This is a genomic window from Ruegeria sp. BHSC043 (assembly GCF_059612985.1).
On the sequence record NZ_JBXWRS010000002.1, the window covers coordinates 265276 to 279859 of the forward strand.

The following is a 14584-nucleotide window of genomic DNA, read 5'->3' on the forward strand; positions in this document are numbered from 1 at the left end:
GAGTCGGGGCCAGACGCAAATCGGAATCCGGGGAGAAGCCTGGGGAAAACCCATGGCGAAGCCCGGTATAACCTGGGGATAACACCATGCCTTTGGAAATGAACCGCGAAGTTTTCATTACCTGCGCCGTGACCGGCTCGGGCGGGACGCAGGATCGCAGCCCGCATGTGCCGCGTTCACCCAAGCAGATCGCCGACAGCGCCATCGCGGCCGCCAAGGCCGGGGCGGCGGTGGTGCATTGCCATGTGCGCGACCCCGAAACCGGCGCGCCCAGCCGCCGTCTGGACCTGTATCGCGAGGTGACCGACCGCATCCGCGATGCCGAGGTGGACGTGGTTCTGAACCTGACCGCCGGCATGGGTGGCGACATCGTGTTCGGCGGGGTCGAAGCCCCGTTTCCCGTGGCCGAGGGGACCGACATGATCGGTGCGTCGGAACGGGTGGCGCATGTGGCCGAGTGTCTGCCCGAAATCTGCACCCTGGATTGCGGCACCATGAACTTTGCCGAGGCCGACTATGTGATGACCAACACGCCCGGCGCGTTGCGGGCGATGGGGCAGATGATGACCGATCTGGGCGTGAAGCCCGAGATCGAGGCCTTTGACACTGGCCATCTGTGGTTTGCCAAGCAACTGGTGAAAGAGGGCGTTCTGGCCCCGAATGCGCTGGTGCAGCTGTGCATGGGCGTCCCGTGGGGCGCGCCGGATGACCTGAACACCTTCATGGCGATGGTGAACAACGTGCCCGACGACTGGACTTTCAGCGCGTTCTCGCTGGGGCGGCATCAGATGGCCTACGTGGCGGCCTCGGTTTTGGCGGGCGGCAACGTGCGCGTGGGGCTCGAGGATAACCTGTGGCTGGACAAGGGGGTGCTGGCTGAAAACTGGCAACTGGTCGAACGCGCCGGAACAATCATCGCGAACATGGGCGCGCGGGTGATCGGCCCGGCTGAAGTGCGCGAGAAGTTGGGATTGGTCAAACGGGCGCCTGTGGCAACCTGACGAGCGGGGCGACCCTCGGAAATTCTGTCAAACAACGATGGCCCCAGATGCCGTGTGGACGCTTGGGGCGAAGGAGAGAAGATGAAGACGGCAGCGATCATCGGTGGTGGCGTGATCGGCGGCGGATGGGCCGCGCGGTTTCTGCTGAATGGCTGGAATGTGCGGGTGTTCGACCCGGACCCCGAAGCCGAGCGCAAGATCGGCGAGGTCCTAGACAACGCGCGGCGGTCGTTGCCCGGGCTGAGCGATGTACCGCTGCCGCCCATGGGCGCGCTGAGCTTTCACGGCGACATGGCCGACGCGGTGCAGGGGGCCACTTGGATACAGGAGAGCGTGCCCGAGCGGCTGGACCTGAAGCTGAAGGTTTACAAGGGGCTGCAGGAGGCCTGCGATCCGGGGGCGATCATCGGGTCCTCGACCAGCGGGTTCAAGCCGTCCGAGCTGCAGGAAGGCGCGTTGCGGCCCGAACAGATCGTGGTGACGCACCCGTTCAACCCGGTCTATCTGCTGCCGCTGGTCGAGCTGGTGCCCTCGGCCGCCAACACGCCCGAACTGGTCGCGCAGGCCAAGGACGTGTTGCGCTCGGTCGGATTCTTCCCGCTGCAGGTCCGCAAGGAGATCGACGCGCATATCGCCGACCGGTTCCTCGAGGCCGTCTGGCGCGAGGCGCTGTGGCTGGTCAAGGACGGCGTGGCCACGACCGAGGAGGTGGACGAGGCGATCCGCATGGGCTTTGGCATCCGTTGGGCGCAGATGGGCCTGTTCGAAACCTATCGTGTGGCTGGGGGCGAGGCCGGGATGCGGCATTTCATGGCCCAGTTCGGGCCAGCGCTGAAATGGCCCTGGACCAAGCTGATGGACGTGCCCGAGTTCACCGACGATTTGGTCGACATGATCGCCGACCAGTCGGACGCGCAATCGGGGATGCATTCGATCCGCGAGCTGGAGCGGATTCGTGACAACAATCTGGTGGGCATGATGCGGGCGTTGAAGGCGCGCGACTGGGGCGCGGGGGCATTACTGAACCAGTATGACGCGCTGCTGAAGCCGGGTGCCCTGCCGACGCTGGATCAGGCAGACCTGAGCCAGCCGATCCTGACGCTGGCCCGCGCGGTGCCGCTGGACTGGACCGACTACAACGGTCACATGAACGAGGCGCGATATCTCGAGGCCTTTGCTGCCGCGACCGACCGCTTCATGGAAATCATCGGCTGCGATGCCGACTACATCGCCTCGGGCGGCAGCTATTTCACCGCTGAAAATCACATCCGGTATCTGGACGAGGCCCATGCCGGGGCGAAAATCGAGGTGCGCACGCAGATGTTGTTGGGCGAGGGCAAGAAGCTGCACCTGTTCCACAGCATGTACGAGGGCGACAAATTGCTGGCCACGGGCGAGAGCTTTCTGCTGCATGTCAGCCTGGAAACCCGTCGGCCCTGTGCGCCGTCTCCGCAGATCGAAGCCGCGATGGCCCGCATCGCCGAAGCGCAGGCCGGGTTGCCCTATCCCGAGGGCGCAGGGGCGGCGATCCGCAAACCGGTATGACCGGGCGGGTTCTGATCACCGCCGGTGCCTCGGGCGTGGGGCGCGCGATGGCCGAGGCGTTCGACGACGCCGGCGCTCAGGTCTGGGTGGCGGATGTGGACGCCGAGGCGCTTCAGGCCTGCCCGGATCACTGGGGGCGGTCGCAGGTCGATGTGTCGGATGAGGCCGCCGTCGCAGCGCTGTTCGGCGAGATCGCGGCGCAGTGGGGCGGTATGGACGTTCTGTGCGCGAATGCGGGTATCGCGGGGCCGACCGCATTGGTCGAGGATGTTGCGCTAAGCGATTGGCAAAAATGTATTTCCGTCAATCTGGATGGGGCGTTTCTGTGCGCGAAATACGCGGCGCCGATGCTCAAACGGCAGGGACGCGGCGTGGTGCTGATCACATCCTCGACCGCCGGGCAGTACGGCTATCCCAACCGTGCGCCCTATGCGGCGGCGAAATGGGCGGTGATCGGACTGGGCAAGACCCTGGCGATGGAACTGGGGCCGCACGGAGTGCGATGTAACGTCATCTGTCCGGGGGCCGTGGAAGGCCCGCGGATGGAGGGCGTGCTGCAGCGCGAAGCGGCCGCCAAGGGCATGACCCGCGATCAGGTCTATCAGGGCTATGCGGCGGGCACTTCGATGGGCCGCTTCGTCGAAGCCCATGACATTGCCGCCATGGCGGTGTTCCTGGCCTCGGATGCGGCACGGTTGGTGTCGGGCCAGGTCATTGCCGTCGATGGGCATACCGTGAACCCCGACCCCAAGCTCTAGCCCTGGTTGGGGCCGCGCATCTGGCGGATCGAGGCGCGAACGGCCTGCCAGTTCTGTGCCTCTTCCACGTTTCCGGCGGCTTCGAATTCGCGGGCTTTCTGGGCGGCTTCGGCCTCGGCCTTGTCGCCATGCGCCGAGTAGAGGGCGCGCGCGTATTGAGCGGTTTTGAGAGCGTCCATTCCTGATATCCTCCTTTGGGTCGGATCGTTCGGATTTTCGCGCACCTCACTATAGGGGATCGGGTGGGAAATTGCACCCGTGGACTGGTGTCACCCCGCCGAAATGGCGGCGCGCAGTTGGCGCAGATGGGTCGGGAAATGCCGGGCGGTCAGATCGGCTTCGCGGACCAAGGTATCGAAATGGCGCGTAAAAACCTCGATCCGGTCCCGGTCGCGAAAGGCCATGTAATGGCTGCCGACATAGAACACGCATAGCAGCGGACCAAAGATGGTAACCGGCGCGGAATAGAGCCGCTTGGCATCGAACAGGTAGATGCGCATACGCGGATACAGCTGCTCGCACAGCTCGAGCATGTGATCGATCTGGTCCAGCCGCGCCTGCAGGGGCAGTCCATCATAATAGCCGGTGCCATGGGCAAAGCTTTGAATCTCATACAGCGGCATAGCGATTTCATAATCGGACTGGGCACCGCGCATCCAGGTCAGGCGGTCCTCGGAGGCGCCGATGGCCTGGTCGGCGGTTCGGCCCAGATGCGGCGCGTATTCCCATTCCAGCACGGCGCGGGTTTTCAGCATGTCGGGCAGAGTGGCCGGAACATAGCGGATCTTGTAACCCGCGGCCTGCTGGTGCCATTCAAAGATGCGCTCATCGACCAGCGCGCGGGGTGCCTCGGTCATGGTGAGCGAGCTGGCCAGCAGCTCGGCCGCGCTTTCAGGGCGGTCCGAGAGGCTGAGCAGCCAATCCGCCGACACCCCCAGAGCCGAGGCGCAGCTGCCCACAACATGGGCGTTGGGCAGGCGTGCGCCCGTATCGGTCAGCAACTGGGAAACGGTCGAGCGATCGACCCCGATGGTGCGCGCCAGCGCGCTTTGGCTCATGTTCCGCTGCGCCATCGCTCGGGCCAGGCGCAGGCGGAACTGCGCGGCGCGGTCTCGTTTGTCGAAATTTTCCTGCATTTGTTGATAAATATCACGGACGCTGAGATTTGTTAATCATATTCGGAATTCTCGACAGCGCCACTGGCAGGTAACGCTTTGGTGAAAAGCAAAAAAGACTGGGGACCGGAATGGAAACGCGGCGAAGATCTGTCGTGAAAGCAATCATTTGGAATGCGATGGGCCTTGCGGTCATGACCGTGGTGGGGCTGATCGCCACCGGCTCGGCCGCTGTCGGCGGCGCATTGGCGGTGGTGAACACGGCCATCGGCCTGACGCTCTACGTGATTTACGAACGCATCTGGGCCGGAATCTCCTGGGGACGGCATGGCTGAGGCGACCACTCCCAAGTCCCCCGAATGGCCGACCTTTGCGCTGATCGTTGCCTGCTATGCCCTTTGGCTGATCGCGATTTTCGGTGTGGCGGCGTGGTCGCTCTGGCTGGCGGTGCCGATGATGGGTGGTGTCGCGGCGCTGCACTCATCCCTTACGCATGAGGCGCTGCACGGCCATCCGTTCCGCGCAAAGTGGCTGAACGAGGCGCTGATGGCGCTGCCGCTGACCCTGTTCATCCCCTACAACCGCTTCCGCGATCTGCATCTGGCGCACCATCAGGATGCCAACCTGACCGACCCTTACGACGATCCGGAATCCAACTATCTGGACCCGGCGGTCTGGATCAGGCTGCCGCGATGGCAGCGGTGGGTCTATCAGGCGAACAACACGCTGTTGGGGCGCATGGTGCTGGGTCCGATCATCGGCCAGTTGGCCTTTATGCGCGACGACTGGCGCGGCGCGGTAAGCGGGGACCGCGACATCTGGCTGGCCTGGGCCCTGCATCTGCCGGGTGCGGCGGCGGTTCTGTGGATCGTGGCGCAATCAGCGATGCCTGTCTGGGCCTTCGTTCTGGCGGCCTATCTGGGGCTGGCGCTGGTCAAGATCCGCACCTTTCTGGAACACCGCGCGCACGAGAAATCGCGCGCCCGCACGGTTATCGTCGAAGACCGCGGACCGCTTGCCTTTCTGTTTCTGAACAACAACTTGCATGTCGTTCATCACGTGAACCCGGCGGCGCCATGGTATAGACTGCCCGCGCTCTATCGCCGAGGGAAAGAGCGCTATCTGGCCTGCAACGAGGCCTATGTCTATCGCTCGTACGGGCAGGTCTTCCGGCAGTATTTCTGGCGCGCCAAGGATCCGGTGGCGCATCCGCTCTGGCCAAAACCTTGATTTGACGACAGAAGGGAATCCATGAGTTTGTGGATTCCCGTGACCTTGGCCGCCGCCACCTTTCAGACGGTGCGCTTCATGCTGCAGAAATCGCTGAGCAGCGTGAAGTTGTCGGCGACCGGCGCGACCTTTGCGCGCTTTGCCTATTCGATGCCTCTGGTGCTGCTGGGGCTGGCGGGGGCGATGCGGCTCAGCGGTCTGCCGCTGCCGGCGTTGCCGCGACTGTTCTGGCTCTATGCCGCCATCGGTGGGGTGTCTCAGATCCTCGCTACGATCTGCGTCGTGGCGCTGTTCAAGCAGCGCAACTTTGCCGTCGGCATCACCTTCAAGAAAACCGAGGTGATCCAGACCGCCATCGTCGGTTTCATCGTGCTGGGAGACCGGGTCTCGGCCGGTGCGTTCGGGGCCATCCTGCTGGGGCTGCTGGCGGTTCTGCTGTTGTCGAAAACGCCGGGCGGCAGTGGGGCGTGGTGGCGTCACCTGACCAACCGCGCCTCGCAACTGGGGTTGGGGTCGGGCGTCTTGTTCGCCTTTTCTGCGGTCAGCTATCGCGGCGCGTCGCTGCAACTGGGCGATGGCGAGGCTTGGTTCCGGGCGCTGGTGACGCTGGCGGTCGTGGTCTCGATCCAGTTCCTGTCGATGGCGCTGTGGCTGGTTTGGCGCGACCGGGCCGAGCTGCGCGCGGTGTGGGACACGCGGCGCACCGGCATCTTCGTCGGGCTGACCAGCCTGGGCGGGTCGTTCTGCTGGTTCTGGGCTTTCAGCCTGCAGAACGCGGCCTACGTCAAGGCGCTGGGGCAGGTGGAGCTGATTTTCAGCCTCATGGCCTCAGTCCTGGTCTTCCGCGAGGCGGTGACACGGCGCGAGATTGCGGGGATGGTCCTGCTGGGCCTCTCGATCCTGATCCTGGTCGCAGCGATCTAAGATGCAAAAAGGCGCTCGGAGGTCGGTGCGCCTTCTGATCTTTTTGCCGTGCAGGCCTGTCAGCCCGCGCGGCGTTCGTCAAAGCTGAGAGCGATGAAGCTGGGCAGGTGATCGCCCATGCCCACGACGGCCGTTCCGCCATCATCGCGGCGCCCACGTCCTTTGCCACGTTTTTCCTTGGCAGGTTTGTCGTTCGGGGCGGCGTCCTTGGCGGGCTTGTCTTTCTTGCCCTCATCCTTGCGGGTCGAGGCGCGCGATTTCTTTTCGGGCTTTTTGTCCTCGGCCTCGGCCGGTTCGGCCTGAACCGGGTTGTCGAGACGCGGGATTTCTTTCTGGATCAGCTTCTCGATCGCATCCAGCGCCTTTTCATCGCGGGCCGAGCAGATGGTGATCGCCTTGCCCTCGCGCCCGGCGCGGCCGGTGCGGCCGATGCGGTGCACATAATCCTCGGGGTGGCTGGGCACGTCGAAGTTGAACACATGGCTGACCGACGGAATGTCGAGCCCGCGCGCGGCCACGTCAGACGCCACCAGCAAACGCACTGAGCCCTCGCGGAACCCGTCCAGCGTTTTCATCCGCTGCGACTGGTCCAGATCGCCGTGGATCGGCGCGGCGTTGTAACCATATTTCTTGAGCGATTTCGCGGTGATATCCACATCGGTCTTGCGGTTGCAGAAGATGATGGCGTTGGTGCATTTGTCACCTTCGGCATCGATCAGTGCGCGCAGGACCTTGCGCTTGGTGCTGCCCTCGCGGTCACGGCGGCCGCCCTTGACCATCACGACACCCTGTTCGATGGTCTCGGACGCGGTGGCCTGACGAGCCACTTCGATCCGTGCCGGGGCCGACAGGAAAGTGTCGGTAATCCGCTCGATCTCGGGCGCCATGGTGGCCGAGAAAAACAGCGTCTGGCGGGTAAAGGGCGTCAGCGAGAAGATGCGTTCGATATCGGGAATGAACCCCATGTCCAGCATCCGGTCAGCCTCGTCCACGACCATGATCTGCACGCCGGTCAGCAGCAGCTTGCCGCGTTCGAAATGGTCCAGCAGACGGCCGGGCGTGGCGATCAGAACGTCGACGCCACGGTCGATCAGGGCCTCTTGTTCTTTGAAGCTGACGCCGCCGATCAGCAGCGCTTTGGTCAGCTTCAGGTGCTTGGTGTAGGTGTCGAAGTTTTCCGCCACCTGCGCCGCCAGTTCCCGCGTCGGGCACAGCACCAGCGAACGCGGCATCCGCGCCCGGGCGCGGCCGCGCGCCAGCAGGGTGATCATCGGCAGGGTGAAGCTGGCGGTCTTGCCTGTGCCGGTTTGGGCGATACCCAGAACGTCTCGCCCTTCCAGCGCCGGTGGAATGGCACCTTCCTGGATTGGGGTCGGGGTTTCGTAGCCGGCTTCCTCAATAGCTTTGAGGACCTTCGGGTTCAGGTTCAGATCGGTGAATTTCGTCATGTATGTCCGGTTCATGCGGACACTGACCTGGCCCGCGCGTATGAAAAATGCCGGGCCCGGATGGCCATGCGCACCATGCGCGTTTCGGCTTGGGTGCGGACATAACAAAAAGGTGTGGCAGGGTCAAATGAAGTCGCCTTCATGTGTGGCCGTCATCTGTGATTGGGCTTTTGGCGCGACAATTCAGCAACTTCCGGGGAAGTTTTTCAGTGGATTCGCCTAGAGTTCCAGCGGCCTGTGCAGGATCATGCCCCGCACACCTTCGGGTCGGCACGGCCGGGTTCGTCGAAAAAGCTGCGCAGAGTGCGAAAGGTCGTACGGGCGTGCTCATCGAGGTGGATGTGGCACGCCCCGCATTCAGATGAGGGCGACACGGACGAGGATGTCGGAAGTGGACCCGCGACCATCGACGGCATCCCCCGAGGCGGCGAGGCCCGGTCGGGCGCAGTCGTCATGTCACGGCGCTGCGGTTGGGTTCGGATGGCAGGGCATCGAGCCCGGGCGGCCGGTCCGACCAGGTCAGGGTGCGATAGTCGAACCCGTATTCGATGGTCGGTTTCACGATGCGGAAATAGGGCGACAGGTCAAAGTCGCGCGGGGCGAACAGCGAATGGTGCCGGATGCTGAGGATCTCGCGGGCCTGGCCGGCGTCGCAGTCTTCGGTCAGGACCGGCAGGATCGGATAGCGTACGCTCTGGAACGCCTCGGCGATCAGGGTCGAGCAGATGGCGCGGGTCGGGTCACCCGAGCCCAGTTCCAGCATCTTGCGGCGAAAACGGGCCGGAACCGGCGGGTTCGGAAGCAGATACCGCAGCAGGTCGAAGATGTTCTTTAGGTCATAGGTCTTGCCGATACTGCCGCGCATGAAGGCGATGATCTGCGCCTCGTCTTCCGGGGTCAGGCCGATGGGGCGGCAGATACGAGTATTGAGATGGGCGAAATGTGAAACCGGAACCGCGCGCACGCCCTCTTGCAGGTCGGCCTCGATCATCTGGGTGTCGGGGTCGTCGCCCCCGGCGTAGAAGGCCACATGCGACCAGGTCGAGTTGGTGAGATACTTGATCGCCGAGGCGACCCGGCTGTTGCCCTCGACCAGCAGCACGTCGCAGGGCCGCAGGGTGCGGCGCAGGCGTTCGGGCGTGGTGGTCGAAAAGCTCTGATACCCTTTGAGCGGCTTTTCGATGAACCGCGACAGTGCGCGTCCAACCGTGCCCAGAAGCCTGTTCATGCCGCATCCTCCGCGCTGTGTCCGACGGCAGTATACCGCCCAATCCGGTCCGGGCCGGATCACAAACCCGTTGATATTACGTCATCATCTCCTTGGTCGCGGTCAAGGACAGTTTGGGATAGTCGCGCACCACGCGGTCGATGTCCCACTGAAGCCGGGTCAGATAGACGATGTCGCCATCGTGGTCATGGGCGATGTGCTGCTTGTTGGCATTGACGAACCTCTCGATCTCGGCCTTGTCGCCCGACACCCAGCGCGCACTGGTGAATTGCGAGGCCTCGAACCGGACGGGCAGGCCGTATTCCAGCTCGATCCGGCTGGCCAGCACTTCGAATTGCAACGCCCCCACCACGCCGACGATGAAGCCCGAGCCGATCGACGGCTTGAAAACCTTGGCCGCGCCTTCCTCGGCAAACTGCATCAGTGCCTTTTCCAGGTGCTTGGCCTTCATCGGGTCACCGGCGCGCACGCCCTGCAGCAGTTCGGGCGCGAAGGACGGGATGCCGGTCACGCGGATCGCCTCGCCCTCGGTCAGAGTGTCGCCGATGCGCAACTGTCCGTGGTTGGGGATGCCGATGATGTCGCCGGCCCAAGCCTCTTCGGCCAGTTCCCGGTCGGATGCGAGGAACAGCACCGGGTTCGACACCGCCATGGGCTTCTTGGTGCGCACATGGGTCAGCTTCATGCCGCGCTTGAAATGGCCGCTGGCCATGCGGACAAAGGCCACCCGGTCGCGGTGCTTGGGGTCCATGTTGGCCTGCACCTTGAAGACAAAGCCCGCCACCTTCTTTTCGTCCGGCGAAATCTGGCGCGGTTCGGCCGATTGCACCTGCGGCTGCGGGCCATATTGGCCGATACCCTCCATCAGTTCCTTGACGCCGAAAGAGTTGATGGCCGATCCGAACCAGATCGGGGTCATATGCCCTTCCAGAACCGCCTGCGGGTCCAGCGCGGGCAGCAGTTCGCGCGCCATCTCGACCTCTTCCAGCAGCTTGTCCAGCAGATGCGCGGGTACGTGCTCGGCCAGCTTGGGGTCTTCCAGCCCGTTGATCTCGATGCTTTCGGCCACCCTGTTGCGGTCGGCGCGGTCCATCAGCTCCAGCCGGTCGCGCAGCATGTCATAGCAGCCGATGAAATCGCGCCCCATGCCGATGGGCCAGCTGGCCGGGGTCACGTCGATGGCCAGCATTTCCTGGATCTCGTCGATGATCTCGAACGTATCGCGGCTTTCGCGGTCCATCTTGTTGCAGAAGGTCAGGATGGGCAGGTCGCGCAGGCGGCAGACCTCGAACAACTTCTGCGTCTGGCTTTCCACGCCCTTGGCCCCGTCGATCACCATGACTGCGGCGTCAACGGCAGTCAGCGTGCGATAGGTGTCTTCGGAGAAGTCCGAGTGGCCGGGCGTATCGACCAGGTTGAACCGGTAGGGGCCATAGTCAAACGACATGGCCGAGGCCGAGACCGAAATGCCCCGGTCCTTTTCCATCTGCATGAAGTCCGACCGCGTGCGCCGTGCCTCGCCCTTGGCGCGCACCTGTCCGGCCATCTGGATGGCGCCGCCATACAGAAGAAACTTTTCGGTCAGGGTCGTCTTGCCCGCATCCGGGTGCGAGATGATGGCAAAGGTCCGGCGCCGGGCGATCTCGGGCGGCAGGGTGGGTTGGTTCGAGGCGGTATCAAGCATGACCGCGCGTATAGGCGGGGAATCCTGCCGAGGCAAGACAAAGGGGGTGGTTCGAATCGGGCGGATGTGCGACGAAGAACATATAGTGAACAAATAATGGAGTGGACCAATAAATTTGAAAGAAATCGCTCAGGAGCTGGTGGCCGGCTGCCGCGAGGACCGCGCCAAGGAGAATTTGGAAAAACTGTATGCGCCCGATGCCGTTTCGGTCGAAGCGATGGACATGCAGGGCATGGGCCGCGAGACCCACGGCATTGAAGGCATCCGAGGCAAGCACGACTGGTGGGAAGGCGCGCACGAGGTGTCGGGCGCGTCGGTCAGCGAGCCGTTCCTGCACGGCGAAGACCGCTTCGCCGTGATCTTCGAGGTTCAGGGCAAGGTGAAGGAAACCGGTGAAGTCTTTGATATGAAAGAGGTCGGCGTCTATCACGTGGCAGATGGAAAGATCGTACGCGAAGAGTTCTTCTACTGATTTGCCGCTGCCAATCTGGTCTTCCTTGCCTAGCCGGTGCTAGACATGCGGGCAACAACAAACAGGGGGGATCAGATGGATCTGGGAATCAAAGGAAAACGCGCGCTGGTCTGTGCCAGCAGCAAGGGCTTGGGGCTGGGCTGCGCCGAGGCGCTGGCGGCCGAGGGCGTCGATCTGGTGATGAATGCGCGCGGGCCTGACGCGCTGGAGGCCCAGGCCGACCGGTTGCGCGCCGAACATGGCGTCGAGGTGCAGACCGTGGCCTGCGATGTGACGACGCCCGACGGTCAGGCGCAGGTGATCGAGGCCGCGCAGGGCGTTGATATCCTTGTGACAAACGCCGGTGGCCCGCCGCCTGGTCTGTGGTCGGACTGGGACCGCGAGGATTTCATCAAGGCGCTGGATGCCAACATGCTGACGCCGATCGCCTTCATGAAGGCGCTGTTGCCGTCGATGATGGACAAGGGTTGGGGCCGCGTTGTCAACATCACCTCGCAATCCGTGCGGGCGCCGATCGCGGTGCTGGGCCTGTCGAACGCGGCGCGCACCGGGCTGACCGGCTATGTGGCCGGAACCGCGCGGCAGGTGGCGCCCTATGGCGTGACGATCAACAACCTGTTGCCGGGCATCCACGCCACCGACCGTGCGGATTCGCTGGATAGTGGCGTCGCGCAGCAAAAGGGAATCTCGCTGGACGAGGCACGGGCCGAACGCGCGGCCACGATCCCGGCGCGGCGCTATGGCGCGCGGCAGGAATTCGGCGCGACCTGCGCGTTTCTGTGCTCACAACATGCCGGGTTCATCGTGGGGCAGAACATCCTGCTGGACGGCGGGGCGACCAACCTGACGATGTGACCGTGGCGCAGGGGTTTTCGCTGAAGGATCAACTGTTCAACGCGGAAAAGACCCGTTACCTGGCCGGCCTGTTCACGCAGGCCGACGCCGGTTTTGACGGCGACGCGTTCCACGCGCGGGTCATGTCGCGCCTGCCGGAGCTGGAGCTGAAGCAGCGGATCGCGTGGATTGCCGATTGTTTGCATGCGGCCTTTCCCGGCGCGCTGCCCGACGTAGCCCCGGTGATCCTGCGCGCCTTGCCGCCGCCTCTGGATCCGTCCCTGAGTGATGACGATTTCGGTGACTTCATCTTCGCCCCGCTGGGTGACTGGGTGGCGCAGGTCGGCGCGGACCATCCCGACCTGGCACTGGATGTCCTTGCGGAGCTGACCCAGCGGTTCTCGATGGAATGGGCAATCCGGCCCTTTCTGAACAGCCATCCCGATCTGGTGCTGGACCGGATGCAGGACTGGTGTAGGCATTCCAGCTATCACGTCCGGCGGCTGGTCTCCGAAGGCACGCGCCCGCGGCTGCCTTGGGGGCAGGCGGTCGGGCTGGACCTGACCGACCCACTGCCGCTGCTGGATCGGTTGCATTCGGACCCGACGCGCTATGTCACGCGGTCGGTAGCGAACCATCTCAACGACATCACCAAGAAAGACCCTGACCTGGCGCTGAACCGCCTGAAGGCGTGGCATGCCTCGGGCGCGCAAGACACTGACGAGATGCGGTGGATCACCGCACATGCGCTGCGCGGGCTGGTCAAGTCCGGCCATGGCGGGGCGATGGCGCTGCTGGGCTATGATCCCGACGCGCCGCTGGAGGTGGATGTTTCGGTGAATGGCGACGCCCGTATCGGCGGCGTTCTGGAGTTCACCGTCTCGGTTTCAGGCCCTGATGATCAACCGGTATTGATCGACTATATCGTTCATTTTCAGCGATCTGGGGGAAAAATCTCACCCAAGGTTCACAAGCTCAAGCAAGCCAATCTGTCAGATGGCCGCCTGCAGCTGAGCAAGCGGCACAAGCTCAAGGGCGACGCCACCACGTTTCGGCTGGTCCCGGGGCCGCACAGGCTTGAGGTTCAAGTCAACGGCCGTGTCCGCGCGGGCGTGTCGTTCGAGCTGCTGGCATAGGCCTCTCTTGCGCCCGATGGGCCGGGTTGTTATCCCGACGCAAGCCCGATGAATTTGATCGGGAAAAGGCAATTGGGGTCCGTCGGTGGCAATCAATACAGCTCCTCCGCGATTGGAAATCCGCAATCTGGTCTGCCGGTTCGGCGGGCGCACGGTGGTCGATGATGTCTCTCTGACCGTTCAGGCGGGGCAGGTGACCTGTCTGCTGGGCCCGTCGGGCTGCGGCAAATCCACCACGTTGCGGGCGATCGCCGGGGTCGAGATGCAGGAGTCCGGCGAGATCTATGTCGACGGCAAGCTGATCTGCGACACCGTGTTCCGCGTGCCGCCCGAACGGCGCGAGATCGGGCTGATGTTCCAGGACTTCGCCCTGTTCCCGCACCTGAGCGTGGCCGACAACGTGGCCTTCGGCCTGAAGGGCGGCAAGGACGAGAAACGCGCCCGCGTCGAGGAGTTGTTGGGCAAGGTGGACCTGCTGCGCTATGTCGACGGGTTTCCTCATCAGTTGTCGGGGGGCGAGCAACAGCGGGTCGCGCTGGCCCGTGCGCTGGCGCCGCGTCCCCGGATCATGCTGATGGACGAGCCGTTCTCGGGCCTCGACAACCGTCTGCGCGATGGCATCCGCGACGAGACGCTGGCCATCCTCAAGGAAGAGGACGCCGCCGTGCTGCTGGTCACGCACGAGCCCGAAGAGGCCATGCGCATGGCGGACGAGATTGCACTGATGCGGCGCGGCAGGATCGTGCAGCAGGGCGCGCCCTACAACGTGTATACCCGGCCCGTCGACAAGGCGGCGGTGGCGTTCTTCAGCGATGTCAACGTGTTGCGGTCACAGGTGAATGGGGCGCTGGCGGAAACGCCATTCGGACAGTTCCTGGCGCCGGGAATCCCCGACGGCACCAATGTCGAGATCGTGTTCCGCCCGCAGCATGTGCGGCTGGATTTCGACCGCAACGGCAAGGGGCCGCTGCCCACCGCCACCGACGGCGTTCCGGCCCGCGGCGTGGTCGAGCGGGCGCGGTTCCTGGGCAACGAAAGCCTGATCGAGTTTCGCATGGACTATGACGGCTCGATCCTGAAGGTCACCGTGCCCAACGTGTTCGTGCCCAATCCGGGTCGGGTGATGTGGCTGACCATCCGCCGCGACAAGTGTTTCGTTTTTCCGGCCTGACCGCCCTGCGCCGTCGATTTCCCCGCAAGTGGTGCGCG

The 14584-nt window shown here is 63.9% G+C and carries 15 protein-coding genes; 10 read left to right on the plus strand and 5 right to left on the minus strand.

Annotated elements, in window-relative coordinates; genetic code table 11:
* The first annotated feature begins 86 nt into the window (after positions 1-86).
* The 3 genes from bcoG to AC2FMM_RS06385 all read left to right on the plus strand — a co-directional run bounded on the left by bcoG (position 87) and on the right by AC2FMM_RS06385 (position 3304).
* A complete protein-coding gene (bcoG, locus tag AC2FMM_RS06375) occupies positions 87-1001 on the plus strand; it encodes a 3-dehydrocarnitine:acetyl-CoA trimethylamine transferase BcoG (RefSeq protein WP_496686287.1) in 915 nt (304 codons plus the stop codon).
* Positions 1002-1082: 81 nt separating this feature from the next.
* Positions 1083-2546 carry a carnitine 3-dehydrogenase gene (locus AC2FMM_RS06380; protein ID WP_496796094.1) on the plus strand — a complete coding sequence of 488 codons (1464 nt, stop codon included), beginning with the start codon at positions 1083-1085 and terminating at the stop codon, positions 2544-2546.
* On the plus strand, positions 2543-3304 hold the full coding sequence (locus tag AC2FMM_RS06385; protein ID WP_496796095.1) for an SDR family oxidoreductase: 762 nt from the start codon (positions 2543-2545) through the stop codon (positions 3302-3304). The genes AC2FMM_RS06380 and AC2FMM_RS06385 overlap by 4 nt, the downstream gene beginning before the upstream one ends.
* On the opposite strand, the gene AC2FMM_RS06390 is transcribed toward AC2FMM_RS06385, so the two are convergent.
* Both AC2FMM_RS06390 and AC2FMM_RS06395 read right to left on the minus strand, forming a co-directional pair.
* Positions 3301-3483: a hypothetical protein gene (locus tag AC2FMM_RS06390; protein ID WP_093962276.1), complete on the minus strand. Its 183-nt coding sequence runs from the start codon at positions 3481-3483 to the stop codon at positions 3301-3303. The genes AC2FMM_RS06385 and AC2FMM_RS06390 overlap by 4 nt on opposite strands.
* A 90-nt stretch (positions 3484-3573) precedes the next feature.
* Positions 3574-4440, minus strand: a complete 867-nt coding sequence (locus tag AC2FMM_RS06395; protein WP_496796096.1) for a helix-turn-helix domain-containing protein — start codon at positions 4438-4440, stop codon at positions 3574-3576.
* Positions 4441-4550: 110 nt separating this feature from the next.
* On the opposite strand from AC2FMM_RS06395, the gene AC2FMM_RS06400 reads away from it, so the two are divergent.
* From AC2FMM_RS06400 to AC2FMM_RS06410, 3 genes are read left to right on the plus strand one after another with little or no spacing between them, the layout of a single operon-like run.
* Complete coding sequence (locus tag AC2FMM_RS06400; protein ID WP_170432309.1) at positions 4551-4754, plus strand: DUF2061 domain-containing protein; 204 nt, start codon at positions 4551-4553, stop codon at positions 4752-4754.
* Positions 4747-5649, plus strand: coding sequence for a fatty acid desaturase (locus AC2FMM_RS06405; protein WP_496796097.1), 903 nt, complete (start codon positions 4747-4749; stop codon positions 5647-5649). The genes AC2FMM_RS06400 and AC2FMM_RS06405 overlap by 8 nt, the downstream gene beginning before the upstream one ends.
* 21 nt (positions 5650-5670) lie before the next feature.
* Entirely contained in the window at positions 5671-6573 is a 903-nt protein-coding gene (locus tag AC2FMM_RS06410) for an EamA family transporter (protein WP_496796098.1), read from the plus strand.
* Positions 6574-6632: 59 nt separating this feature from the next.
* Here AC2FMM_RS06410 and AC2FMM_RS06415 read toward each other — a convergent pair whose 3' ends face one another.
* From AC2FMM_RS06415 to AC2FMM_RS06425, 3 genes are all read right to left on the minus strand, one after another.
* Complete coding sequence (locus AC2FMM_RS06415) at positions 6633-8021, minus strand: DEAD/DEAH box helicase (protein WP_170459353.1); 1389 nt, start codon at positions 8019-8021, stop codon at positions 6633-6635.
* A gap of 451 nt (positions 8022-8472) precedes the next feature.
* Positions 8473-9249: a YiiX/YebB-like N1pC/P60 family cysteine hydrolase gene (locus tag AC2FMM_RS06420; RefSeq protein WP_496678035.1), complete on the minus strand. Its 777-nt coding sequence runs from the start codon at positions 9247-9249 to the stop codon at positions 8473-8475.
* Positions 9250-9325: 76 nt separating this feature from the next.
* Positions 9326-10933 carry a peptide chain release factor 3 gene (locus AC2FMM_RS06425; RefSeq protein WP_496796099.1) on the minus strand — a complete coding sequence of 536 codons (1608 nt, stop codon included), beginning with the start codon at positions 10931-10933 and terminating at the stop codon, positions 9326-9328.
* A 109-nt stretch (positions 10934-11042) separates the two neighbouring features.
* Here AC2FMM_RS06425 and AC2FMM_RS06430 point away from each other — a divergent pair, with 109 nt between their 5' ends.
* The 4 genes from AC2FMM_RS06430 (at position 11043) to AC2FMM_RS06445 (ending at position 14546) form a co-directional block, all read left to right on the plus strand.
* Positions 11043-11405: a nuclear transport factor 2 family protein gene (locus tag AC2FMM_RS06430; protein WP_496678040.1), complete on the plus strand. Its 363-nt coding sequence runs from the start codon at positions 11043-11045 to the stop codon at positions 11403-11405.
* A 75-nt stretch (positions 11406-11480) separates the two neighbouring features.
* Positions 11481-12260, plus strand: a complete 780-nt coding sequence (locus tag AC2FMM_RS06435) for an SDR family oxidoreductase (protein WP_496686269.1) — start codon at positions 11481-11483, stop codon at positions 12258-12260.
* A 2-nt stretch (positions 12261-12262) separates the two neighbouring features.
* Positions 12263-13375, plus strand: coding sequence for a YhaZ family DNA alkylation repair protein (locus AC2FMM_RS06440; RefSeq protein ID WP_496796100.1), 1113 nt, complete (start codon positions 12263-12265; stop codon positions 13373-13375).
* 85 nt (positions 13376-13460) lie between these two features.
* Entirely contained in the window at positions 13461-14546 is a 1086-nt protein-coding gene (locus tag AC2FMM_RS06445) for an ABC transporter ATP-binding protein (RefSeq protein WP_496678042.1), read from the plus strand.
* Positions 14547-14584 lie beyond the last annotated feature (38 nt).